Origin of the sequence: Paenibacillus sp. GYB004, assembly GCF_036577605.1 — a bacterium.
Taxonomy (GTDB): Bacteria; Bacillota; Bacilli; order Paenibacillales; family NBRC-103111; genus Paenibacillus_AB; species Paenibacillus_AB oceani.
On record NZ_JARBDB010000030.1, the window covers coordinates 276344 to 301149 of the forward strand.

General features: G+C 55.8%; 19 protein-coding genes and 1 pseudogene. 5 read left to right on the top strand and 15 right to left on the bottom strand.

Annotation, left to right across the window (positions count from 1 at the left end; all coding sequences use genetic code 11):
- Positions 1-4: 4 nt before the first annotated feature.
- Positions 5-991, bottom strand: coding sequence for a Gfo/Idh/MocA family protein (locus PV433_RS13390; RefSeq protein ID WP_332072591.1), 987 nt, complete (start codon positions 989-991; stop codon positions 5-7).
- A gap of 267 nt (positions 992-1258) precedes the next feature.
- Between PV433_RS13390 and PV433_RS13395 the strand changes: the two genes are divergently transcribed.
- A complete protein-coding gene (locus tag PV433_RS13395) occupies positions 1259-2173 on the top strand; it encodes an AraC family transcriptional regulator (RefSeq protein WP_332072592.1) in 915 nt (304 codons plus the stop codon).
- Between the two features lie 62 nt (positions 2174-2235).
- On the opposite strand, the gene PV433_RS13400 is transcribed toward PV433_RS13395, so the two are convergent.
- Both PV433_RS13400 and PV433_RS13405 read right to left on the bottom strand, forming a co-directional pair.
- Complete coding sequence (locus PV433_RS13400) at positions 2236-3858, bottom strand: response regulator (RefSeq protein ID WP_332072593.1); 1623 nt, start codon at positions 3856-3858, stop codon at positions 2236-2238.
- A gap of 483 nt (positions 3859-4341) precedes the next feature.
- Positions 4342-7125 (bottom strand): calcium-translocating P-type ATPase, SERCA-type, encoded by a 2784-nt coding sequence (locus PV433_RS13405; RefSeq protein WP_332072594.1) that lies wholly within the window; start codon positions 7123-7125, stop codon positions 4342-4344.
- Between the two features lie 241 nt (positions 7126-7366).
- Here PV433_RS13405 and PV433_RS13410 point away from each other — a divergent pair, with 241 nt between their 5' ends.
- Positions 7367-9136 (top strand): Rqc2 family fibronectin-binding protein, encoded by a 1770-nt coding sequence (locus PV433_RS13410; RefSeq protein WP_332072595.1) that lies wholly within the window; start codon positions 7367-7369, stop codon positions 9134-9136.
- A 270-nt stretch (positions 9137-9406) separates the two neighbouring features.
- Here the strand turns inward: PV433_RS13410 and PV433_RS13415 are convergent, their stop codons facing one another.
- The 7 genes from PV433_RS13415 to PV433_RS13445 all read right to left on the bottom strand — a co-directional run bounded on the left by PV433_RS13415 (position 9407) and on the right by PV433_RS13445 (position 16584).
- On the bottom strand, positions 9407-10438 hold the full coding sequence (locus PV433_RS13415; RefSeq protein ID WP_332072596.1) for a helix-turn-helix domain-containing protein: 1032 nt from the start codon (positions 10436-10438) through the stop codon (positions 9407-9409).
- Positions 10439-10460: 22 nt separating this feature from the next.
- Positions 10461-11462 (bottom strand): Gfo/Idh/MocA family protein, encoded by a 1002-nt coding sequence (locus tag PV433_RS13420; protein WP_332072597.1) that lies wholly within the window; start codon positions 11460-11462, stop codon positions 10461-10463.
- An 896-nt stretch (positions 11463-12358) separates the two neighbouring features.
- Positions 12359-13264, bottom strand: coding sequence for a UTP--glucose-1-phosphate uridylyltransferase GalU (galU, locus tag PV433_RS13425; RefSeq protein ID WP_332072598.1), 906 nt, complete (start codon positions 13262-13264; stop codon positions 12359-12361).
- A gap of 17 nt (positions 13265-13281) precedes the next feature.
- On the bottom strand, positions 13282-14175 hold the full coding sequence (locus tag PV433_RS13430) for a PHP domain-containing protein (RefSeq protein ID WP_332072599.1): 894 nt from the start codon (positions 14173-14175) through the stop codon (positions 13282-13284).
- 183 nt (positions 14176-14358) lie between these two features.
- Complete coding sequence (locus PV433_RS13435; RefSeq protein WP_332072600.1) at positions 14359-15270, bottom strand: selenium metabolism-associated LysR family transcriptional regulator; 912 nt, start codon at positions 15268-15270, stop codon at positions 14359-14361.
- A 334-nt stretch (positions 15271-15604) separates the two neighbouring features.
- The gene (locus PV433_RS13440; protein WP_190927685.1) at positions 15605-16042 is read right to left on the bottom strand and encodes a hypothetical protein; all 438 of its coding nucleotides are present in this window, start codon (positions 16040-16042) and stop codon (positions 15605-15607) included.
- A 281-nt stretch (positions 16043-16323) separates the two neighbouring features.
- Positions 16324-16584 carry a YlbG family protein gene (locus tag PV433_RS13445; RefSeq protein ID WP_190927683.1) on the bottom strand — a complete coding sequence of 87 codons (261 nt, stop codon included), beginning with the start codon at positions 16582-16584 and terminating at the stop codon, positions 16324-16326.
- 138 nt (positions 16585-16722) lie between these two features.
- Here PV433_RS13445 and PV433_RS13450 point away from each other — a divergent pair.
- A pseudogene (locus tag PV433_RS13450) lies at positions 16723-16933 on the top strand (asparaginase); the annotation flags it as partial.
- A 72-nt stretch (positions 16934-17005) separates the two neighbouring features.
- A complete protein-coding gene (locus tag PV433_RS13455; protein WP_332072635.1) occupies positions 17006-17422 on the top strand; it encodes an asparaginase in 417 nt (138 codons plus the stop codon).
- A 16-nt stretch (positions 17423-17438) separates the two neighbouring features.
- Here the strand turns inward: PV433_RS13455 and PV433_RS13460 are convergent, their stop codons facing one another.
- From PV433_RS13460 to PV433_RS13470, 3 genes are all read right to left on the bottom strand, one after another.
- Positions 17439-17885: a YlbF family regulator gene (locus PV433_RS13460; protein ID WP_442951514.1), complete on the bottom strand. Its 447-nt coding sequence runs from the start codon at positions 17883-17885 to the stop codon at positions 17439-17441.
- Between the two features lie 120 nt (positions 17886-18005).
- On the bottom strand, positions 18006-20021 hold the full coding sequence (locus PV433_RS13465; protein WP_332072602.1) for a helicase-associated domain-containing protein: 2016 nt from the start codon (positions 20019-20021) through the stop codon (positions 18006-18008).
- A complete protein-coding gene (locus PV433_RS13470) occupies positions 20018-21727 on the bottom strand; it encodes a DNA repair helicase XPB (protein WP_332072603.1) in 1710 nt (569 codons plus the stop codon). Before PV433_RS13470 ends, PV433_RS13465 begins: the two co-directional genes overlap by 4 nt.
- A gap of 333 nt (positions 21728-22060) precedes the next feature.
- On the opposite strand from PV433_RS13470, the gene PV433_RS13475 reads away from it, so the two are divergent.
- Entirely contained in the window at positions 22061-22771 is a 711-nt protein-coding gene (locus PV433_RS13475; protein ID WP_332072604.1) for a thermonuclease family protein, read from the top strand.
- A 137-nt stretch (positions 22772-22908) separates the two neighbouring features.
- Here the strand turns inward: PV433_RS13475 and PV433_RS13480 are convergent, their stop codons facing one another.
- Both PV433_RS13480 and PV433_RS13485 read right to left on the bottom strand, forming a co-directional pair.
- A complete protein-coding gene (locus tag PV433_RS13480) occupies positions 22909-23325 on the bottom strand; it encodes a CBS domain-containing protein (RefSeq protein ID WP_442951521.1) in 417 nt (138 codons plus the stop codon).
- A gap of 121 nt (positions 23326-23446) precedes the next feature.
- Positions 23447-24637: an amidohydrolase gene (locus PV433_RS13485; protein ID WP_332072606.1), complete on the bottom strand. Its 1191-nt coding sequence runs from the start codon at positions 24635-24637 to the stop codon at positions 23447-23449.
- Between the last annotated feature and the right edge of the window lie 169 nt (positions 24638-24806).

The window sequence follows — 24806 nt, forward strand, 5'->3', positions numbered from 1 at the left end:
GCCGTTACAGGTTCACCGGGGTACCCTGGCTGTTGTACATCGCCCAGATCGTCCGGTGAGATTTCAAAATTTCGTGACCGTCCGTCTCCGGCCGCTGTCCGGTTGCGATGCTTTCGAGGAAATGCTCGATTTCGAACAAAACGTTCTGTCCGCGGCGTGCCGGATATTCAGCAGGACGCTCGTACAGCGTTTCCGTGCCGTCCTTCGAGATCGCTTCGACCTTCCACATGCCGTTGTCCAGCTCCAGCATGCCTTCGGTCATATGGATTTGGAACCTTGCCGGCGTTTTCTTGTATCGCATCCCCCAACTGGTCACCAGATGAGCGAGCGCTCCGCTTTTGAATTCGATGATGCCGTGCGAAGTCCCTTCCCCTTCCATCCAGTCCGTGCCAACGCGCGTGCCGAAATGGGAAACCCGGGCCGGTTCGCCAAGCAAGTAGAGCAATATATCGATGTAATGGCAGCCGTGGCTGAACAAAGCGCCTCCGCCGAGTTTTTCTTTGCTGGCAAACCAGGTGCCCGGTGCCGGTTGCAAAAAGGCCTCGACCCACCCTTGCGCGCTGATCGGCTTGCCGTACTTGCCGCTGTCCACCGCTTCCTTCAGCTTGCGGATCGCCGGCAGGAACCGTACGACGAAGGCGAGCATCAAGGTGACGTTGTTTTGCTCAGCAGCCTGAATGACGTTTAAGCAATCTTCCTCCGAATTCGCCAGCGGCTTCTCCAGAAGGACGTGCTTGCCGGCGGCGATCGCCGTAAGCGACTGAGGAGCATGCAGATGATGCGGCGTACAAAGGCTGACGGCATCGATATCGTCCAGAATCGTCGTCCAGTCCGTCGTGTAATTGCAGCCCAGATCCGCGGCTACTTTCTTTGCTTTCTCTTCGTCGAGATCGACGACCCACCGTAGTTCGGATCGTTCAGCAAGCTTGTAAGCGTAAGCGTGATCGAGCCCCATGTTAAGACCAACTACAGCTGTGCGGATTTTACTCATCTGTTTTTCCTCCATTCGGCTGGAAACCGTTTTCTCACCGTTATCATAACGGCGATCGGAAAGAAAAGCTTTATCTAAAACGACGCAAAATTTGCACTTTTGAAATCGGAATCTTTGCACTTTAGGAGCAGCGGTGCCAGGGGATGTTCGCCCCCCCGAAAACACTCGCTGGCAATTGACAAGGGGAGGTCGGCCGCATACGATTAACTCAGGAACCGTTTGCTGGAAAAGCTTCTTTATACGAAACGCGTCTAAAAGGTGGGAGCCATGAGGAAACGACACCGGCACATTAAACTGAGAGAACAAATATCGGTCGATAAAATATACTCGTTCCATTATAACGAACTGCGTCAGGGCTACGTATACAGCGGCGAAAAGCACGATTTCTGGGAGTTTCTGTACGTGGACAAAGGGGAAGTTGAGATTACGACCGATTTTTCGACCTTTCATGTCAAACAGGGGGATATCGTATTTTATACGCCGAACGAATTTCACAGCTTGCGCTGCAACCGGAAGACGCCGCCGAACATTTTTATCATCTCGTTCGAATGCAAGTCCGAGGCGATGAGCTTTTTCTCCCATAAAGCGCTTCATCTCGGCAACGAAGAGCGTCAACTGCTATCGCAAATTATCGAGGAAGGCAACAAGCTGTTCGTTCTGCCTGTAGCGCGCCCTTATTCCGTAACGGTGAAGCGCAAGTCGGCTCACCCGCTCACACGCAAGGAAAAGTTCGATTTCGGTACCGAGCAGCTAATTAAAATTTATTTGGAAGCGCTGTTCATCCGACTCATCCGCAACAATCAGGTACAGGCGCAGAAGCCGAAACTGTCGTCGATTACGAAGGAAAAAGGGCAGCGGGAGCTGGTCGGGCGCATTGTCCGCTATTTGGAAGAGCATCTGCACGAGCACCCGTCGATCGACCGGCTGTGCGCCGAATTCGCGCTGAGCAAGACGCATCTGCGCACCGTTTTCCGGCAGCATACCGGCAGCGGGATTACCGAATATATGAGCAAGCTGCGGATTGAGCGAGCTAAGCAGCATATTCGTGAGGATACGTGCAACATCACGGAAATCGCCGAGCGGCTCGGTTATACGAGCATCCATTATTTTTCCCGCCAGTTCAAAAAAGCGACCGGCATGGCCCCTTCGGAATATTTGAAGACGATGAAAGCACAGATGTAATCGAATGGCGGGCAAGCCCGGGAGGAAGACCGATCCGGCCCCCCTCCCGGACCGCACGTTGTTTAGAGGCTGCCGTCGCCGGATAATATCGCTTCAGTTTTTTTGATAACACATCCATTAATTGTAATAGAGGGAAACCGGACTGTGAACTTCGTGCCGCCTGGGCTGCTATCCACTTCGATGACCGCCCCGTGCCGGGCCGCAATGCTGTAGCAGACCGCCAGCCCCAGCCCCGTGCCGTGCTCCTTCGTCGTAAAAAACGGCCGCCCGAGCTTCTCCATATTCTCCTTGCCGATCCCGTGCCCCTGGTCGGCGATCCGCAGCACGCCGCAGCCTTTTTCCGTATATGTCGCAATCGTTAATGTTCCCCCCGGCTCCATCGCTTCCAAACCGTTCAGCGAGATGTTCAGGACGAGCTGCCGGATTTCTTTTTCATCCAGCTCCAGATCCGCCAATTCCCCGTATTCGATATGAATGTGTTTGCCTGACATCATCGCTTCTGCATGAAGCAGCGGATATAGCGACTCGAGCAGACGGTTGAGCGAAGCTGGCCGGATATCGGTCTGTTTGTTTTTCGCCAGCGACAAATATTCCGTAATGATGCTGTTGGCCCGGTCAAGCTCATCCAGCATAATGTCGATATGCTCGCTTCCCATCCGGCCTCCCACGCCTTTGGACAACTGGAGAAATCCCCGAATCGTCGTCATCGGATTGCGGATTTCGTGCGCGATGCCGGCGGCCATCTCGCCGATCAGGTTCAGTTCGGACAGACGGGTCATTTCTTTCTCGAACAGGAGCTGCTCGGTGATGTCGATGATGACTTCCAGCAAACATTTATCGTGATCGATCTCGATCATTTCCGTCGAGATCATCCCGTCCCGCACTTCCCCCGCCTTCGTCGTATATTTGATCTTCACGTTGCGCAAGCTCTGCAGCCCCGCATTCCGCTCTTCGGACTCCAGCTTCATCTGCAGCAGGTCGGAAGCTTCGCCGACGACCTCCGGGCCGTATCCCGTCCACTGCATCCAGCTTTCGTTGACATCGATATATTTCAGGTCCGAGATACGCCGGATCGACATCAGGCACGGACTGGACATAAACATCGTGCGGAACCTCTCCTGCGATTTCTGTAATTTTTCGTTCGCTTCCATCAGCTCCAGCGTTCTTTCCTTTACCATCATCTCAAGCCGCTCGTTCTGATGTTTCAGCCGCGCATCCGCCTCGACGATTTTCCGGTTGGACCATTCCAGCTCGAGCGCCCGCTTGCGGAGCATTTCGCCTTGTTCGGCAATTTTCCGGTGATAACGGTGCAGCTTGACGAACGCTTCCACTTTCATTTTAAGCAGCTCCGGATCAACCGGCTTGAACAAATAATCGATCGACCCGACGTCGTAGCCCCGTCTGACATGCTCGTGGGAAAAACTAATGGCAGTCAGGAAGATAACAGGTATGTCTTTGCACCTGTCACGCTGCTTGATCAGTTTAACCGTCTCGAAGCCGTTCAAGCCCGGCATCTGTACATCCATCAGGATGACAGCCAGGTCGTCGATCTCCTCCTGCAGCAAGTAACGAAGCGCCTCCTGGCCGGAGCCGAGCGTGATCACTTCATACCGTGTGGAGGATAATACGCCCCTCAGTGCCACTAAATTCGCCTCACGGTCATCAACCGCCAATATTTTAACCATCCGTCCATCCCTTCCCCTCTGTCCGTGTTGGTTGTCCAAACGCTGCCGGGCTCAGAGAGCCCTGCCTCGTATTCTTCAGGAAAGAAGCAATCGTTGCCTCTGTCTGCAACCGATTTGCCAAACGTGTCCGGCCCCCGTTAAGCGCAGAGCCGGGCAGCTCCGGATTTTCCTTGGCGACATCAAAATTCGGCATGCTGCCTGGTTCAGAGTGATTCAGGTGTGGCAGCCCCCGCTCCCTTCCCGTGTAATCCTTACTACTCTTCTAAGAATAGAAAGAAAAGTCCTTCAATTCGCGGCGCAAATTAACAAAAAAAGCCGGAGCGCACAGCCCGGCTTTCTAACACGTATACTCAACCTCTGCTATCCTAGCGCTAGGAAGCAGTTGCCACTGCGAACCGGTCTCTGAAACGGGTCCTTTGCAGCCCCGGCGGTTCGTTCGGGAAGTTCTGCGGAATTTCCTCTTGCTTGCGTGCGGCACCGCTGTTATCTGGCCGCCGTATTGGAGCGGTAGCCGGATACGAGCTTGCGGCGTTTGCGGCGCTGTGTCGTCAAAATGCTGCCAAGCCCGAACAGGAACGTCGGAATTGCGGCGAATACAAGCGTAATGAGCCATTCGTCAAACCCGAGCGCCATCGTTTTGAAGACCGGCTGCAGCGCTTCGATGTACAGAACGCCCAGCAGAAGGACGACCGACGAAATAACGGCGAGCACCAAATATTTATTTTGCAGCGGATTGCGGTGAAAAATCGAGCGCGAGCTGCGGCAATCGAACACATGGATCAGTTGGGCCATGACCAACGTAGCGAACGCTACTGTCTGCGCCCGGACCAATCCTTCCGCGCTGTCCGGATTTTGCTGCAGCGTAATCCAGAAAGCTGCCAGCGTACATACCCCGATCAGTATGCCGCGACTGACGACCTTCCATCCCAGCCTGCGGGCGAAAATGTTTTCTTTGGCTCCACGCGGCTTTTGCTGCATCAAATCTTTTTCCGCCTGGTCGACGCCGAGCGCCATGGCCGGCAAGCCGTCCGTCACCAGATTGACCCAGAGAATCTGGATCGGTACGAGGGGAAGCGGCATGCCCATCATCATCGCCAGGAACATCGTCATGATTTCCCCTACGTTGGAAGCGAGCAAATACCGGATAAATTTGCGGATATTCTCATAGATGCCGCGTCCTTCTTCGATCGCCGAGACGATCGTGGCGAAGTTATCGTCGCTCAATACGAGCGCGGACGCTTCCTTCGTCACGTCCGTACCGGTTATTCCCATCGAGATGCCGATATCGGCCGCCTTAATGGCCGGCGCGTCATTGACCCCGTCGCCGGTCATCGCCACGACATGGCCTTTGCGCTGCAGCGATTTGACGATCCGCAGCTTGTGCTCGGGCGATACGCGCGCATAAACGTAGACGTGATCCGACTTCTCGTCCAGCTCATCGTCCGATAACGCATTCAGCTGCTGGCCGTTCATCGACATGCCGTTTTGCGGAACCATCCCGAGCTGGCGGGCAATCGCCTCCGCCGTCGATTGATGGTCGCCGGTAATCATGACGGTTTTGATTCCGGCCCGTTTGCACGTTTGGATCGCGTCGCGAACCTCCTTGCGGGGCGGATCGATCATGCCGGTCAGTCCGACGAACACCAGCTGATTTTCGAGAATATGCGTTGTATCTTCGCGGTCCGACGGCTTGAGCTCCTTGTAAGCAAGACCGAGGACGCGCAGCGCGGAGCGGGCCATTCCCTCATTGGCGGCGATCACCTTTTGTTTCAGCGTCGGGGTGAACGGGATGACTTTGCCGTCCCACAACACGTAGCTGCATTTCTCCAGCACGACGTCCGGCGCGCCCTTCGTGAACAGCAGCCGGCCGCCCTGATGCTGAAGCAGCACCGACATCCGCTTCCGGTCGGAATCGAACGGTAGCTCGCCCTTCCTCTCATACAGCCCGTCGAGCGAATGCCGGGTAATGCCCGCCTTCGCCCCCAGCACGACGAGCGCGCCTTCCGTAGGGTCCCCCTTAATCGAGTACACCGGCTTCACCGGCCCTTTGCCCGCTTTCCGCTTCTGTTCCGGAATTTCCTCATGCAGGTGGGCATTATTGCACAGGACGGCGATTTGCAGCAGCCGTCTCAGCGACTGATTTTGCCGCAAGTCGACCAGCGCGCCGTTGCTTAAAATTTGCCCCGAAGGCTCGTACCCGTCGCCCGTTACTTCGAGCACGTCCCCGCCAAGCCAGACGTGTGTGACCGTCATCTTATTTTGCGTCAGCGTTCCCGTCTTGTCCGAGCAGATAACCGAAGCGCACCCTAGCGTCTCGACGGAGGGCAGCTTGCGGACGATCGCTTTGCGCTTGATCATCCGCTGTACCCCAAGTGCCAGGGCGATCGTAACGATCGCCGGCAATCCTTCTGGAATCGCCGCGACCGCCAGGCTCACGCCGGCCAGGAACATGGCGTATGGCGGCTGTCCGTGCATAATGCCCGCGACGACGACCATAATCGTAAGACCGATGGCGACGGCGATCAATATTTTGCCCAGCTGTTCGAGCCGATGCTGCAGCGGCGTTTCCATTGTATCCGTATTTTGGATCAGATCGGCGATTTTCCCCATCTCCGTCTCCATACCGGTCCGGATGACGATGCCTTTGGCCGTTCCCCGCGTCACCATCGTCCCCATAAATCCGATATTTTTCTGATCCCCGAGCGGTACTTCGCCCTCCTGCAAAGCGTCCGTATGTTTGCCGACCGGTACTGATTCGCCGGTAAGCGCCGACTCCTCCACGTACAGGCTGTTCGCCTCGATCCACCGGATATCGGCCGGAATCCGGTCGCCGCTTTCGATCAGCACGATATCCCCCGGCACCAGCTCCCTCGCCGCCAGCAAAACGAGCTCGCCTTCCCGGATTACTTTCGCTGTAGGAGCGGACAGCTCCTTAAGTGCGCGGAGCGACCTCTCGGCACGGAACTCCTGAATAAATCCGAGCACGCCGTTCATGACAATAATCGCTATGATCGTAATGGCGTCCAAATACTCGCCAAGCAGCCCGGAGATGAGCGTCGCCGCCATAAGCACAAGCACCATAAAATCTTTGAACTGGTTGAAAAAAAGCGCGATCAGCGATACACTGCGCTTCTCCGTCAGTTCATTGGGGCCGTACTTCTCGCGGCGCGCCCCGACTTCTTCCCACGTCAGCCCTTGCGCCGGAACGACGCCCTGCGTCTTGGCCGACTCCGCTGCCGCCATGTGATACCAGTTCTTCTGATCCACGTCCCTTCCCCTCCCGAAGCGTTGAATGGTACACGCTCACTCATGGTAAATGTATTCAGACAAGCCGGAAAATATCCCACCGCCCGTCCGAATCCGTTTTTTTGCCGGAGCCGTTCGCACAAAATGATTAAAACATTTGTTCCGCCGGCCCTGTTTATGGCATGATAGGGGAAGCTTACGTGTTACCGGCGGCCGAATATCCGTGCCGTGCCGGTTTTTCATACAAAGGAGAGAAAGCCTCATGTCTTTGGACGGACTCGTCACCCGCGCCATCGCCAGCGAACTCGCGGTGTGCGTAGGAGGCAGAATCAATAAAATTTATCAGCCCGCCGGCCACGATATCGTGCTCCAGCTGCGGGCGCAGGGCCAGAACCGCAAGCTGCTGCTGTCGGCCAACCCGACTTACCCGCGCGTTCATTTTACAGAGTCGTCGTACACGAATCCGACCGAAGCTCCGATGTTCTGCATGCTGATGCGCAAACATTGCGAAGGAGCAGTCATCGAGAAGGTGTCACAGGTCGGTCTCGAGCGGATTCTCCACATCGACGTCCGGCAGCGTGACGAAATCGGCGATATTAGCGTCAAGCGGATCGTGATCGAGATTATGGGCCGGCACAGCAACATTATTTTAGTCGACCCGAAGACGAATACGGTGCTTGACGGCATCCACCACGTTACGCCGGCGATCAGCTCGCATCGGATCGTCATGCCCGGAAGCCAGTACGCCGCTCCCCCGGAGCAGGGCAAAGCGAACCCGCTCGAGGCCACCGAGGCTTCATTCAGGCAATTGATGCAGGAAAGCGGCGGCGATGAGGAAACCGGCGCTGCGCCTGTCCGGCAGCGGCTCGTAAACCGTTACAGCGGAATCAGCCCGCTGGCCGCCAAAGAAATTGTAGGGCGCAGCGGCGCAGCCCTTGGAGCTGCTGCGGGCGAGACGGATATGGGCGCCGTCTGGAAGGCGTTCCGCGATGTGATGGGAGCGATCGAAGCGAACCGCTACGTCCCGGTAATCGTAGAAGAAACGGGCGGGAAAGCTTACTTTTCGGTTATCGAGCTGACGCATATTCATGGAGAATCCGTCCGGTTCGATACGGTCAGCGCTTGTCTGGAAGCCTATTACGGGGATAAGGCGGACCGCGATGCGGTGAAGCAGCGGGCGGCCGATCTGCTTCGTTTCTTGCAAAACGAGCGCACCAAAAATGCGAAAAAGCTGGAAAAGCTGCGCGATACGATCGAGGACGCCAAAGAAGCGGACAGCTTCCGCATCCTCGGCGAGCTGCTCACCGCCTCTCTTCATCTGGCGCAAAAGGGCGACAAATCGATCGAAGTGATCAATTATTACGACGAGGACCAAAAGCCGCTCCAAATCGAGCTGGACCCCCAGCTGACACCGTCGGAAAACGCGCAGCGGTACTTCAAAAAATATACGAAGCTTCGCAACAGCGTCAGCGCCGTGCAGGAGCAAATCGAAGCGGCCGACATCGAGATCACCTATCTGGACACGCTGCTCGCTCAGCTCGACCGGGCGACGCTCGGCGACATCGAGGGCATCCGGGACGAATTGGTGGAGCAAGGGTATCTCCGCGACCGGGGAGGCAAGAAAGGGAAAGCCAAAAAGAAAAAAACGGACAAACCGCTGCTCACCTGCTACACGTCCGGAGAAGGCATACCGATCTATGTCGGCAAAAACAACATCCAGAACGAATATTTGACCAACCGGCTTGCCCAGCCGAACGACACCTGGCTGCATACGAAAGATATTCCCGGCTCTCACGTCGTCATCCGGGCCGATACTTTCGGGGAGACGACGCTGCACGAGGCGGCGATGCTGGCCGCTTACTACAGTCAAGCCAAATCTTCGAGCCAAGTGCCGGTCGACTTCACGCTGATCCGGCATGTACGCAAGCCGAACGGCTCCAAGCCCGGCTACGTCATCTATGAACGGCAGAAGACGTTATTCGTAACGCCGGATGATGAAGCGGTCAAGTCCATGCCCGTTACCGTAAAGTAGGCCTTGTGGACCGATGCCGGCCATTTGGCGGAGTACGAAAGAAAGACTGTCCCGAAAGTCATTTTGCGCTTTTTCGAGCGCCGCTCGAATTTCCTGAAGAAAAAGGACCTCAAGCTCCACCTTACCGTGGAAGTTGAGGTCCTTTCGTTTGGCTATGGGGACGTTTCCGTGTTCTGCGAACGCTTTTGGGAACGCCCCTTTTGGATGCGCAAACTTATACGTAAGGGAGCAGGAGGAACCCGCCGCCTCCGCTGCGCACGCCCGCTTTATTCATGGCTTCAGCGCGCCGCTTCGGGCTTTATCCCGATAAGCCCCCGGCGTCGTGCCGAAACGTTTGCGGAATACGTAGTACAAATAATTGCCGCTTGCAAATCCTTGCTCCAGAGCGATTCGCTCGATCGGCTCGTCGGATTCGAGCAGTTGCCCGCATACGCGCTCCAGCCTGACCGCCTCGATATACTCGCTGAACGAACCCATCCCTTGCTCGCGGAAGATGCGCTGCAGCTGCCTGCCGCTGATCCGGATTTTCTCCGCCACTTCCTCCAGCGTAATCGGCCGCTTGTAATTCGCCTGAATAAATTGGCAGGCCAGCTGAACCCGGTAAGCGTTCATATCCCTTGTCGGCAAATTCGGCTCTGCCTGCCCGCCCCCGTAAGCGCGAACCGACCGGAGCAGGATTTGGATCACGGCTTGTTTAATCGTCGTGTACATGCCGGTCTCGTTGCCCGACCAAGCGCGGAAAGCGGTCATAAAGCAGTCCATCGCCCCGAACTGGTCCACCGCCGGCTTGCGCGGCAAACTGCGGAGAAGACGGACGCACTCTTCCGCTTCCTCGACTTCGGACTCCATTCCCCATTCCCCCGAGACGGCGGAATACTGCGCTCCCGCTTCATGGGGAGGATGCTCGTTCAGCTTGACGAAATCCAAGTGGAGACACAGCTCATCCATCCCTTCGACCGCGTCGGCTTCCTGGTAATGCTCGACCTCCGGACCGGTCAAGTAAAACATCCCTTCATGAAACGGATGCCGGATATCGTCCATAATGACGAGCCCTTTACCCCGGGGAATGAAATGGAATTCGAATTCCGCATGCTTATGAAAAGGGACCGTTTTGGAAGGCGCAAAAGTCGTCCAGTGAAAGCGGAGAACCCGGAATCCGTAATCGCCCCAGCGAAACCGGATATCCCGCCGCTCCAACTCGTTATGCCGCCCGTTCATAAAAGCGTAAGGGCTTGGCTTCTCGCTTCTTCTCGCAGAGGACGCAACCGTCTCTTCCCGGCGCCGTGCTTTATGGATAGCCATCAGCTTTCCCCCGCCCGGCCGGTTATCGAGCCAGCTCGCTTAGAAGCACCGGCTGATTGCGCTGGACGGACAGGTTGGACGCTTCCATCAGCTTCGTCAAGTCGAGAGCGAGGCCGATATTCTCCTCCGCGGTCGTGCCGTTCTGAATATGACCGACCCATTGCTGAATCGCCGAAGCGCGATTCGAAGGCTGCTGCTTGACGCTCCAGGACTTCGCCGCTTCCTCGCCGAGCTTGGACGTCCGCAGCACAATCTGATTATCGTGCGTGCTGTACAGAAGGGACCCTTCGGTACCGTGCAGCTCGAGCGAGAACGGCGAAAACTTGTTGACGAATCCGGCTTCCACGATCCCGATCGCGCCACCCGGATACCGGAGCACGGCTACTGCATTATCGTCCACTTCCTTGCCCGTCACGTAGCCGTAATTGGCTGTGACGCTTTCCGGCAAACCGAGGAACAGCCGGGTCAAGTACATCGGGTGGCAGCCGAGATCGACCAATGCGCCGCCTCCGGTTTGCTCCGGGTTGTAAAAGTGGGCGGGCAGCCAGTTCGCTATAGCACCGCCATGGGACAAGCGGGCGCGTACGAGCGTCAGCTCGCCGAGTAGCCCTTCGCGCAGCACTTCCTGAATCGCCAGCGTATATCCGTCGTTCAGCCGCGGAAGCGATACCGTCAGCTTCACGCCGGAGCGGTTGACTGCCTCCACGATTTCGTTCGCTTCGCGCAGCGTCAGCGCCAATACTTTCTCTGTAAAAATGTGTTTGCCGGCATTCGCCGCCTTCACCATGACGTCCCGATGCATGCTGGACGGCGTATCTACGACAACGGCATCGATATCCGGCTGAGCCAGCAGCTCATCAAGCGAATCGTAAAACCGCACGCCCCTCGCTTCCGCCTCTCCGCGGCCGCGCTCGGCGATTTCGTCCCAGATTGCTACAATTTCCGTATCCGGATGCTCGTTGATTTGTTTGGCATAATCTTTCGCATGTACGTGCCAAAAGCTCAGCATGGCCACTCGTATCACAACAGATCCACTCCTCGCAAGGACTATTAATATACGACATCAATTACAAAATACCACACACACGGCCTAATTTGTTACTACTTTATTGTGACATCGAGCTATATTATTACGACATGACTAACAATTCCTAAAAGGCAAAGCCCAACCCCTCAATCTACTCCGCTCCTTCAAGCCGTTTTAACCGTAAGAAATGGCTTGCTGAAAATTATGACTTTAAGAAAAACCGTTCGGATGGTCCTTTGACGTGCAAACCCATGCATTTGTACGTTGGAAGGGAATGGGTACCTTCGCTCCAGCCGCTCGCCCTCAGATAGTGTTGTCTTCATGAGGTGGTATCGCTAACGAACCCGCATTCGTTATCAGAACAAAATGCGGACGTTTGAATTTGTAACGAACTCTTGTATGGTTATTCCCGCAAAACGGATCGTTTTTTTCACTCTCGGTTCGATAACGATCCCCGGATTCGTTACCTCTGGAATAACGTCGTTTTTTCAGCCATAAGCACGATCCGATTCGTTAATCATCGAACTGGGTATACGTTCGCTAACGCCAAGGAAGGAAACCCCTCCCCTTCAGTGCGGTAAAGAACTTAAACTTTCTGGCAGAGAACAAAACTCTAACGGACACAGCGGTCGTTATTATGGTGAATATCGATCCATTTGTTTTCTAACGGACATGGATGCAACTATTTGGTGGGAAATGTTACTTTTAGAGGTGGTTCGGAGTAAATAAGCGCTGTGGTGACCGTTACATTTTAAAAAACTGTTTTTTAGCGAAATAGCCTCCACCATGTCCGTTAGAGTGTGGTTTAACTTCGCTTTATCACCGTAAAGCACTTAAACATTCTGATCTAAAAAAAGGAACGAGCCTACACAGGCTCGTTCCCGCTGTATCCGCTATCCCCGGGTCCGCATCATTTCCAGGTCCCACTTGCTTACAAGCGCCGACAAATATTGCCGGACATCATCCCGCAAATCGTCACGGCCCAGGGCAAATTCAATCGTCGCCTCGATATAGCCCAGTTTATCCCCGACATCGTACCGTTTTCCTTCGATCGGGTAAGCGAGCATAGGCTTGTCCGTATTCAGCAGACGGAGCGCATCCGTCAGTTGAATCTCCCCGCCCCGCCCGGGCTTGCCTTCCTCCAGCAGCCGGAAAATATCCGGCTCGATAATGTAGCGGCCGATAACCGCCATATTGGAAGGCGCCGTTTCGCGGTCCGGCTTCTCGACCAGATCCTCGATCCGGGTATGGGCGATCGGCCCTTCCCAGCCGCCTGCCGGCGACACGATTCCGTACTTGTGAACGTCTTCCCAAGGCACCTGCTGCACGGCGATGACCGACGTGTGATGACGTTCGTACAGATCGATCATCCGTTTCAGGCAAGGCGGCTCCGAATCGATAATATCGTCGCCGAGCAGGACGGCGAACGGCTCGTCGCCGATAAATTTTCTCGCGCAGTATACCGCATGCCCCAATCCGAGCGGCTGCTTCTGACGGATATAATGAATGTCCGCCATATTCGATATGTCCTGGACGATCCGGAGCAGATCGGAATTCCCCTTTTCCTCCAGCGTCGCTTCCAGCTCCACCGATTTGTCGAAATGATCCTCGATCGCCCGTTTATTGCGTCCCGTTACGATGATAATGTCTTCAATACCCGAAGCGATCGCTTCTTCCACAATATATTGAATCGCCGGCTTATCCACGATCGGCAGCATTTCTTTCGGCTGCGCCTTCGTCGCGGGCAGGAACCGGGTTCCGAGACCTGCCGCCGGTATAATGGCTTTACGTATTTTCATATATACGGTCACGTCTCCTATCGTCGATTAGTGGCGCTTGCTGCTCTGAGACGTTCAACCACCGAAGCGTCGGCGGTACAGGAGCCAAGCGGAGCATGGAACACAACACCGCCCCGGGAACCGTGAAAATCCGAACCGGCGGTCGCGATCAAGCCATGTTGTTCGGCCAGCTCCGCATACTTGGCCTCCTCCTCCGGTCCATGATCGGAGTGGTACGCTTCGATTCCGGCAATCCCGTACTCGATGAGCCGTATGACCAGTTCGTCATTGCCGTACAATCCCGGGTGAGCCAGCACCGGTACGCCCCCCGCCTCGCGAATCCAGTCGACCGCGTCCTCCGGGCGGATTCTCGGCGGATTGACGTAGGCTGCGGCGCCTGTAGCCAAGTAACGGTTGAACGCATCGGCCATGTCAGAAGCATGCCCTTTTCGAACAAGCACCTCGGCAATATGCGGCCTGCCGATCGTCTCGTCTTTGCCGGGAGTTTTGCGGGCCTGTTGAATCACTTCCTCCATCGACACCTCGATGCCGAGTGATGCAAGCTTGCGGAGTATCATTTCATTCCGGGTGTTGCGCGTCTCCCTCAACTGCTTCAATCGTTCCAAAAATGCGGTGTCCCCGGTATCGATAAAATAACCGAGCACATGAATATCCCTTCCGTCGGCAACGGTGCTTATCTCTACGCCCGGTATTACTTCGATGCCGATAGCGCCGCCTTCCGCCTGCGCCTCTGCAACGCCGGCTACCGTATCGTGGTCGGTGATCGCGACTCCGCGCAGACCGGCCTCCCGGGCCAGCCGGACTTGAACCGCCGGGGCGTTCGTGCCGTCCGACGCAGTCGTATGGGAATGCAGATCGTACTTATCCGTCAATTCGCCCTCCTCGCTTTCCTCGTTATAGAAGTTGTTCAAAAAGTCCACTTTTGATCACGAAGCCGATCAGGAAGCCTGCTCGACATCGAATATGGAATTCAGCCGGAACTTGCGGTGTTCACAAAAGCTTCACTACGCTCCGCTCCTCATTTCCTAGCTTCATCCCATCTTCTCGGTGCTGATAACCGGACTTTTTGAACTCGCACTTATAGTCTGAATTCTTTACAGCCATACATTCAGATCACGTTCGCGCAAAAACGATAAAAAGGTGACCGCCGATATCGGAAGCAAAGCCGCCTGCAAATAAATCGAATAAAAATGCCGGGTAAACGTAAGCCCCTCGATCGTCTTCATCTTGAAAATGCCAAGCGCCATCTCGTGCCGGACGGCTGCCTGCGACAACAGCGTAATCCCGAGTCCCGCTTCGACCGCGGATTTGATCGCTCCGGTGCTGCCGAGTTCCATAACAATCTTCAGTTGCTCCGAACCGACCCCGACGCGATGCAGCTCCTGCTCCATCACCTGGCGGGTGCCGGACCCCTGTTCCCGCAAAATAAACGGATACTTCTGCACGTCGGCCATCGTCACGATGTCTTTGTCGGCCAGCGGATGATCCGACGGGACAATCAGCTTCAGCTCGTCATTCAGCACGATTTCCGTCCGGACGTCGGGATGCTGGATCGGTGCTTCCACGAGACCGAAGGTCAACTGGTGATTAAAGATCTCTTCGAGAATTTGCGTCGTATTCATCACTTTCAAACTGACGGATATGCTCGGATATTCTTTGCCGAACGGACCGAGCAGGCGGGGCAAAATATATTCCCCGATCGTAAGGCTCGCTCCGAGCTGAAGACGGCCTTCCAGCAGCTGTGTAAACTTCGACATCGCCGAATCCGTATCCTTTATCAGGTCGATGCTGCGCTTGGCGAACGGCAGCAGCGTCCTTCCCGCTTCCGTCAGCTCGATCTTTTTGGTAGACCGGTGAAACAGCTTCGTGCCGAAGTAATCCTCGAGCGACTGCACCTGCATCGTTACGGCGGGCTGTGTCATATGAAGCGCCTGGGCGGCCATGGAGAAGCTGCCTTTATCGGCGACGGTATAAAAAATATGAAGCTGATGGAAGTTTAACGCCAAGCCGATCCCGCCCCCTCTCTACTTGATACTGTATCGCATGCGGCCTTCCTTTTGCAACAAATGGAAGAGAACGCCAATTGAGATGCCGCCCTGACAAAAAAATGGTGCTGAAATTCGCGTCACGCCGCTCCCCCATACTCGTAAAGTAACAACAGCTTCCGATCGAAGCAATTCGTTGAAGGGCATTCGTGCGTGGTTGACCGATAGCCGGTTTTTGCTCAAGAAAAAGATAACTTCGCTTCAGTATTAGCACATTACTGCATATGCAGAGTTAAACTTCTTTTATGACGATAAAAGGCATGCGGCGATTGCCGGCATGCCCTATTAAGGTTCGTTATTTACGCTTGCGGCTGTTCTTGATCAAGGTCATCCTCCGGGAATGCCGGAGCCAGGAGTAATACGATTTCAAGTCCCGGAGCTCGATCACTTCGGACATACGCCCGAGGAACGTCACGATGATCATCTTATGCAGCGGATTGCCGGCAATGTCGAATTCGTTTTCCATAATCGCAAACTCAGCTACCATGACCAGATCGTCCTCGACAACATAAACGTCCTTTTCGTTTTTGTAATAAGGCTTGATTTGGTCTTTTTTTAATCGATCCCATAGAAAAGCGCAAATGTCCTCGAATCCTGTTTTTTCACTCTCTACGCGATCGATCCAACGGGATCGGGCATGATTCGTGATAATGATGTCTGCTACTTTTTTATCGCCCAAAACAACATGAAAAGGTTCATAGGTGCTCCAGCGATCCATAATTTTATCCTTCATAATCCCAACCCCTCTCCTAACCAAATCAGGCCTTATTACCTATGTACAACGGGAGATAACTTTATTTTACTCGATCTTTAAACATTTTCCAAATGGAAAATGCACCATTTTGCATTCCGGACGCACCCAAATTCATGCACGCCAATTCTATATAAAAACACCGGAAGCTTACTAGGTTGCAAGCATTCCGGTGTGATATAGTAGAGAGATCCGGTTTTTTTCGAGTGCTCACAAGTTGCCTTTTATCCAAGCTTATTTTTTAGAATGATGTGGAAGAAGTGTTATGTGTAAAGTTTCGCTTTATCCGGCACATTACTATTATATTCAGTACGAATTTCATTTCGATACGACCGTTCGACTTTTTTTACGAACGACAATTTCTGGACCGCTTTCGTCGTTTCTTCCGCCTTATCGGCGTTCACGTAGAGGACGACGTAATGCATACGTTTGGAAATATAATGGATGCTGCCGTACTTCTCCAGATGTTTCGTCTGTTTCAGATCGGACACCCACAAAATAAGGCCGGTGCGTTGTGGATACATCGTTTTTTGTCCTTTCGTTATCGGATCGACAAAACATATCTCTATATTAAGGTTCAATCGAGAGTGAAACAAATGAAATCTGCGATGCTTGTTCGTTCCGTACGTGCTCCGATTACGGAATCGGTTCACCGGGGCCATATGGCGGTCGTGAACACGGCTGGTAAGCTGCTGGCAACCGCCGGCGATCCCGGATACCGGACCTTCGCCCGTTCAGCTGCGAAACCTTTGCAGGCCGTCCCGGTCATCGAAGCCGGCGCCGCCGAGCGGTACAGTTTCGACGACGGGCAAATCGCGCTGATGTGCGCCTCTCACAACGGAGAACCGGAGCACCTTCAAGCCGCCCTTGAGCTGCTCGCCAAGCTGGGCTTGACGGAAGCGGCGCTGCAGTGCGGACCGCACTATCCGTATTACGAGCCTGCCGCTGGACCGCCTCGCATATGCGTTCGCCTCTTGGGGCGCACCGGACCGTTTATCGACTCCGACGGCCGAAGCATGCCTCAAGATCATTCGCGCCGTCCGGAGTCACCCGCACTTTATAGCCGGAACGGACCGGTTCGACACCAGGCTGATTGAAGCGACCGGCGGACGGCTTGTAGGCAAGATGGGCGCCGAGGGCGTCTTTGCCGTCGCCAATCCGGAGCGGAAGGCGGCGCTGGCCGTCAAGATCGAAGACGGAGCCCAGCGCGCCCTCTATCCGGCGGTGACGGAAGCGCTCGTCCAGCTCAGATGGGTCACCCTTGACGAGACAGAGGCGCTCCGGACGTTCCATCGCCCGCCGGTCCGCAACTTCCGCGGAGCCATCGTCGGCGAGCTGGTCCCGGACTTCGCGCTGCGTTAAGAACCAAGCTGCGGCATCAGCCGCAGCCGCCATTGCAATTGCCGCCGCAGCCGCCTTTGGACGGAAGCGGGTTGTTACTTGGAACCTTGATCGTATCGGATACCGAATAAGCGATCGTCTCCGACACGTGAAGCAACAGCTCGTCCAGCCGCGCCTCCGCTTCTTTGAAATGCCGGACGGATTCAATGGCGTCCAGCCTCTCCTGAGCCAGATTGGCAGCGTTAAGCGCGGCGTGGTAGTCCGGATGGTAATGTCCGAACCGCTGGCAATCCTCGAACGTCTCTTTCGCCTTGGCGAAAGCTTGCATCGCGCTCTTTACCTCCGGATCGCCATCCACCGCGTTTTTCCAATATAAATAGTCCGCAACTTCCGCGGAGCTGTTGATCATGTCTCCGACTTCATACGCTTGAAGCAGCACCTGGGCCATGTCAAGCGATTGGGTCTCGGTCATGTTCACCGGCATGGGCCTCCTTCGTCTCGCGGGTCACTGGTATACAGTCAGAACCGGCAGTGTGCGATGGATCGGCTTGGGTGTTGCCGTAAACCCGAGTCCGTTCGCGCAGATGTAAGGCCTGAACTGATACTAATCGTTAATTCCCGGCAGGATAAGCTGCATTTCCTCCCATTGATCCGGCGATATCCGCACCTCGCTTTGCTGCTCGAAGCCGGTTACCGCCCAATCGTCGCGGATGCCGTCCAGCCGGATCGGGATGAAAACCGTGTCCGCTCCTGATTTTCTCAGCTTGAGACACGCCTTCCATTCGAGCGCCTTCAGGATCATCTGCTTGCGGGTCGAAGCGTGATACGCCCTGCAGTCTTTGAGCCACATAGACGGCACTTCCTGCAGACCGGGATACACATCCTCGACTAACGGAAATTTGCCCTCCTTACCATAATACTGTACAGTCGCCTTCGAGTAAATATGCCCTTTAGCCGGGTTGTCGGCCGGCTCGCCGCTGCGGCTATCCGGCAAGTCCCCGTCATCCGCCGCGGGTAGCTGCAAATAGACGGTTGTACCGCCCTCTGCTCCCTTTTTCCCGCCAGGGCTGTATCCGCTTCTTTCCAGCAGGGCGCGCAGCTCCGCCTCTTTATCCGCAGGCACAGTCCAAGCCGCCGGCCCGAGCGTTTCACCCAGAAGGGGCACGATCCGTTCGTCGCCTCCAATCATCCTGGCCGCCGCTTCATCCCGGCACTTCAGTACGACATACGGTGCAAGCCTGAGCAGCGACTGCTGTTCGCCCCACTGCTGGATGGCGACCCGCACGTTGTCCGGCACTCCGTACTTGGCATGCAGCTCCAGAAACCCGACCGTTCCGTCCGCCGTTCTGCCTTGATCCAGGGCGCGCATGATCGTCTCTCGGGTCATCCTGTAGACGGCCATATGTTCATGCCTGATCCGATCTGCGATAAGTTCAAGCTCCCAGCGCACGCCATACGGACAATCCGGCGGAACGATAAGCTCGAAGTCCGGCTGAATAAACAGGCAGGGAGCCGCGGCGGCTTCGTCACGGGAGGAAGAGGTTGCTGCGGTTGTCCCTCCCCCGGTTTTGGAACCGGCAGGGTTGGTCAGCCAGCGGAACAGCTTTCTCCCGTCCGGTGTCAATCCGCTTTCCGCCCAGCCCCAGGCTATAAGCGGTGACAGCCAGTCCATAAGCAGCCCGGACCTTGACGAACCATCGACGTTCAGTCTCCTGGCAGTCAATCCTTCGGATTCGCCCGGCATCTGCTCCGCCACTGCGCATACGGAGATCCAGACCGACTCGGGCATCTGCTCGATACAGCTGACCGCATGCTGCAGCCAGCAGCAGCGCGGAGCGTTCATCTCCTTCCATAACGCGTAAAGGACCGCATGCATCTCCGCTTCCGTTTGGCGCAGCCAGCCGCGCAGCCGGCTGTTCCTCACGGCTAACCGTCCGTCCGCCTTTTCCAGCAAACCCAGACTTTGCCCCATCGCGCATAAATAAGCGGCCGCCGCAGAACCGTAGTCGGGGTCGGGCCGGAGAAGCGTTCCTGCATCGCGGAATTCCTCGTCCTTGACCGGAGTAAGCGCCGACAGTTTGCCGGCATGACGCTTATGCATCGTTCCTTTCTGCGTGAGTGCCACTTCTTCTTTGGCCGTATAAGCCAGCACCGACAGCAGCTGCGAAGGAATGCCGGGACGGTAGTCGGAGTCCGGCGCTGCGTCCGAGCCCGCATATACCACCGCAGTCTCGTCGAATGGGAGGAGTTGCCTTCTCCAAAGCGGGAATGTATCCTCCGCCACCCGGTGTTCGGCTTCCCCCCATTTCCGCTGTATCGCAAATACGATTCCTCTCCGGCTTAGCCGGATCAAACCGACCTTAAGCGCCGCTCCCGGAAACGCCTTTCTGCCCGCCTTCTCCAGCTTGGGCCAGTCGAACGGCTCGTAACCGAACGTACGCAGCACGAGGGTGAGCGTCTTGATTTCCAGATCGTATAACGAACCGTTCAGCTCGCTGATTTTACGCTCGTCGGCGAGCAACTGCTCCAGCGTCCCGGCTTCTTCCTCCCAGCCGTTATGACGGCGAATCTCCTCGCGCATCGGCCCGGTCAAACTCTCCAGCAAAGCGGCCAGTTTCATGTCGCTCCCCCCTCCTCCATCTCCGCTGCCTGCAGCGCTTCCGCTTTCCGGATCTCGTACCGGTATCCCTGCTCCAGCAAAAACAGCTGCCGGTGCACCGAAAACTCCTGCTCTCTCGTGTCGTCGCTGACGAGCGAATAGAAGAATGCTCGGTTGTCCTCCAGTTTCGGCCGCAGGATTCGTCCGAGCCGCTGCGCCTCTTCCTGGCGCGATCCGAAGCTCCCGGAAACCTGAATCGCGACGCGCGCGTCCGGAAGATCGATCGCAAAATTAGCCACCTTCGAGACGACCAGCGTCCGAATCTCCCCGCGGTTAAACCGGGCGTACAACCCGTCCCGCTCTTCGTGCGGCATCTCGCCCGATATCATCGGCGCGTTCAGATCGGCGGAAATCCGCTTCAACTGGTCTAAATATTGACCGATTACGAGCGTCTGGTCGTCCCGGTGCTGCTCGAGCACGTCGCGGAGCACCTGCAGCTTGAGCGGATTCTCCCCGGCGATCCGGTGCTTGCTGCGCGACTCGGCCCGCACGTACGATTCGCGGATTCTCTCCGGCATCGGCACTCTCAGCTCGGTGCACTGCACCTTGGATACCCAGCCTTTATGCTCCAAATCTTTCCACCCGGCCTCATACAGCTTCGGGCCTACGAGGGAAAACACGTCCTCTTCTCTTCCGTCCTCGCGGACCAGCGTGGCGGTCAGCCCCAGCCGACGCGTAGCCTGGATGTCGGCCGTAGCCCGGAATACCGGAGCCGGCAGCAAATGCACCTCGTCATAGACAATCAAGCCCCAGTCCCGCTCGCTGAACAGCGACATATGCGAGAAGCCGTCCTCTTTCCTGTGACGGTGCGTCAAGATTTGATACGTCGCGATCGTGACCGGACGAACCTCCTTCCGGCTGCCGCCGTATTCCCCGACCAGTTCTTCGTCCAAGTCGGTTTTACTCAGCAGTTCCCGTTTCCATTGCCGGACGGAAGCGACATTGGTCGTCAAGATCAGCGCGGCGCATTGCAAGCGGGCTAAAGCGGCGATGCCCACCACTGTTTTGCCCGCCCCGCAGGGCAGCACGACGACTCCGCTCCCCCCATGCTGCCCTATGCCGTCGTAGAAGGCGTCCACAGCCGCTTTCTGATAATCCCTCAAAATAAAAGAATCCCCCGAAGCGGATACGTCCTTCAGCCGAATCGGCAATCGTTCCCCGTGATGATAACCGGCGACGTCCTGTACCGGAAACCCGAGCCGGATGAGATCCTGCTTAATCATCCCGCGGTAAGCGGCGGCAACCTCCAGCCCTTCGGACGCATCGCCGCCGATAAAGTACGTCTGCAACGATTTGTAGCCAGCCAGCTTGTCCAGTAGACCCGGCTCATCCGAGACGAGCAGCAGCTTCTGACCATCCAATCTCAGCTTGACCAGCCCGTAGCGCGATACGAAATGAATGATGTTTTGCCTCGCCTGCAACGGAACGTCAAACTTGCCGTATTGGTTCAGCACATCGAGTATTTGCTCTGCATCCATACCTGAAGATGCTGCGTTCCATAGCGACAAAGGCGTCATCCGGTACGTATGGATATGCCCCGGCGTTTTGACCAGCTCGGCGAAGCGGCTTATTGACGCGGCCGTTTCTTCGCTTAACGCATGGTCTGCCTCCAATAGCATCGTGGAATCGCTTTGTACGACCAGCGGCCGCTGCGGATCGTAACGCATAGCTCTCCCTCCTATTCGTTTCGGAAAATGGCACTCTCTATTAGAGGTTGTTCAAAAAGTTCGCTTTTGATCACGAAGCCGATCAGGAAGCCTAATCGACATCGAATATGGAATTCAGCCGGAACTTCCGGTGCTCACGTAGGTCCCACTACGCTCCGCTCCTCATTTCCTAGCTTCATCCCATCTTCTCTGTGCTGAAAACCGGACTTTTGAACTCGCACTATTAGTATGAAATGAAACCGGCGGAAATAAACGGACGGCTCCTCGATTTGAACCGGAGCCTGTGAAAAGGTACTATAGAATCTGATCTTATGGAGAGAGGAACGTAGTGTAATGAAACCGATGGTGGTATGGCTCTGGTTCACCCTCATCCTTGCCGGCTGCGCGGCGTCTTCCGGGAGCGGCGAGGCAAGCGATATGAGCGGTATATGGAGCCGGTATCCGGAATTGAAAGGCCAGAAGTACGAGACGACGGAAGTAAAACGCGTAGTAGACGGGGATACGCTGGAGACGAAGGAAGGCGATAAGGTGCGGCTGATCGGCATGAATACGCCCGAGACGGTCAAACCGAACAGCCCGGTCGAAGCGTACGGCAAAGAAGCAAGCGCCTTCAGCAAAAAGCAGTTGACCGGTAAAACCGTCTACCTGTTCGCCGACGCCGGCGACACGGACAAATACGGCAGGAAGCTCCGCTACTTGTTCATCCAAGGCGAATCCGTCATGTACAACGAGACGCTGCTCCGGGAAGGGTACGCCAACACGATGACGATTGTGCCAAATGTAACGTTCGCCAAAACGTTCGTGGAAGCGGAACGCGAGGCGCGCAATACAAACAAAGGGCTATGGGGCAAAAAAGGCGGCAACGGCGAAAGTCCTTACCGAACGGCATCCTGCAAAGAACCGAACATTAAAGGCAATATTAATTCCAAAAACGAAAAGATTTATCATGTACCGGGCGGCAAGTCGTACAATCAGACGAAGGAAGAGATGTTGTTTTGTACGGAAGAGGAAGCGGAAGAAGCCGGATTTCGTAAAGCTGGCTAACTGGAAAAGCAGTAACCCGAGCAGGCTGAACGCTTGTACAGCGATCCGCGTATTCCCGGCAGTGCCGAGCTGTCGGCTTATATAGCGCCAAGACGTACAAAACCCGGGAGCCTTAGGCGTCTCCCGGGTTTGCGTAATTAATGAACCGTTGCCGCATGGTCCACGTTTTCGGAAATTTCGCTGAGCGCTTCTCCCGCTTCGTTCACGAAAATCTCCCGAACGGCCAAGTCGGCGATCGCGACAACTCCGATCAGCTCTCCGCCGCTCACGACAGGAAGCCTGCGGATTTTTTGGCGCGCCATCAGCTTGGCCGCTTCGTCTACCGACGTGTCCGGTCCGACCGTCGTGACGTCCTTGGAGATCACTTCTTCTACCGCAGTCGAGCCGGAATGTTTCTCCGCATAACCGCGGATGACAAGGTCCCGGTCCGTTACGACGCCGATCAGCTTCCGCCCCTCGACCACAGGAATAAACCCGATATCGTTTTGCTTCATCTTGAGAGCAATTTCGTAAATGTTATCCTGCGGCGAAACGGTAACGCAGTCGGTGCTCATAATATCTTGTATCGTTCTCACGTAGATCCTCCTCTTCAGTCGTTGATGACGGATTGCTTCTATAGGCTTTCCGCCCGGCTGAAGAGAAATGCATGTGAGTTTGTACCATTGCGGAAAATGCTCAGCGGGAGCTTCCGCTCAAATAGCTGACGGCCATCGATGCCAGAAGCTGCGCCGACTGCAGCATGGCCGACTCGTCGATATCGAACATCGGATGATGGTGAGGCGCCTTAATACCGGCGGCCGGGTTGCCGGCGCCGACGAACATGAAGCAGCCCGGTACACGCTGCAAATAATAAGAAAAATCTTCCCCGGCCATTATCAGCGGAGAAGCCTGAACGCGATCCGCACCGAACAAGCTTTCCGCAACGCGGAAAAACCGTTCCGTCTCGGCCTTGTCGTTCACGACCGGAGGGTATCCGGGCTTGTAGTCCAGCTGGATGTCCGCTCCGAACATCTCTCCGGTATGGGCGCAGATCCGTTCCATCCGGGAGACGATGGTTTCCCTGACCTTATCATCGAAGGAACGCACCGTTCCGTTAATGCTGCATTTTTCCGCGATCACGTTGAAGCCGTTGCCGGCCTGAAACTTGCCGATGGAGACGACGCCCGGCTCGGTCGGATCGACACTGCGGCTGACGATGGTCTGCAAATTGACGACCAGATGCGAACCTACGAGTATGCTGTCGACCGTCTGATGAGGCAAGCCTCCGTGGCCGCCCTTCCCCCGGATGTGGATGATGAATTCGTCGGCGGCGGCCATAACCGGTCCTGGGGCCGAATAAACGGTTCCTGCGGGAAACGGCGTCCACAGATGGACCCCGTATACACGATCTACGCCGTCCAGCGCCCCGTCTGCGATCATCGGCGCCGCGCCGCCGGGACTGATTTCTTCCGCAGGCTGGAACAAAAACCGGACATCCCCCGGCAATTCGTCTTTGTTCTCTGCGAACATCTTCGCCACCGCAAGCAAAGCGGCCGTATGCGCATCGTGTCCGCAAGCGTGCATCACGCCCGGCACGGTGGAAGCGTAGTCGCACGATTTGCCGTCCTGAATCGGCAGCGCATCCATATCGGCTCTCAGCGCAGCAGTCAGGCGTTGGCCTCTACTCCGGCCTCCCCGGACCGTGCCGGTTACCCCGTATCCGCCGACCCCGGTTCTTACCTCGATTCCCCACTCGGCAAGCTTCCCCGCGACAAAGGCTGAGGTCATCTGTTCTCCATAAGAAAGCTCGGGATGACGGTGCAAATGGCGCCGCCATTCGACCATGTCCGGAAATAACGATTGCAGCCGTTCCGTAATGCTGTTCACTTTCCTGCACCCCCGCTTAAGCTCGCGATTCTGATCCCTTCATTGTACCAGAACGAAGCCGCCCTTTCATCCGCATCGCCCCGAGACGTCATCAAATTTTAATATCTCGGTTCTTAATAGGCTTGCGCATGCAAGGGAAACATACTATCATGAATAGAGGATTGCGCCC